We start from the raw sequence: 439 nt of genomic DNA, 5'->3' as shown, positions 1-439 counted from the left end.
TCTCAGCGGTACTGTTTCTTGGTGTAGGGTCAGGTTGAGCAGGTGGAAAAAGGCGAGCTGACCTACAAAGGGGCGCAGCGACGCTATGGCATTCAGGGTCGTTCGACGGTGCTGGTATGGTTGCGCAAGCACGGACGACAGGACTGGAGCGCCTCAGCGGAGGCCAAAACCACGATGGAAAATCAAAGCAGCCAGCGCAAGTCGCTCACGCCAGAGCAGCGCATCAAGGAATTGGAAGTGCAGTTGCGGGAGGCCCAAGAGAAGGCACGCCTGTTCGAGGCGGTGATCGACGTGATCCAGAAAGAGCATGGGGCGCGCGTCGTAAAAAAGCCTTCGGGCAGGTCCTCACGCAAAAGCTCGTCCAAGGGCTGAGTGTGGGCAGGGCCTGCCGCTACATTGGCATCAGCCGCCAGGCGTACTACAAACGCCAGCAAAGGGA

At 59.2% G+C, this 439-nt stretch carries 1 pseudogene; it reads left to right on the top strand.

From position 1 onward, the window contains the following. Positions 1 to 33: 33 nt before the first annotated feature. Positions 34 to 439 (top strand): annotated as a pseudogene (locus tag D7V77_RS42655) (IS3 family transposase); the annotation flags it as partial.

Source organism: Corallococcus sp. CA041A (genome assembly GCF_003612075.1).
In the GTDB taxonomy this organism is placed as follows: Bacteria; Myxococcota; Myxococcia; order Myxococcales; family Myxococcaceae; genus Corallococcus; species Corallococcus exiguus.
The sequence above is the reverse complement of the archived record's forward strand: the minus strand, read 5'-3'. Positions and strand labels throughout refer to the sequence as shown.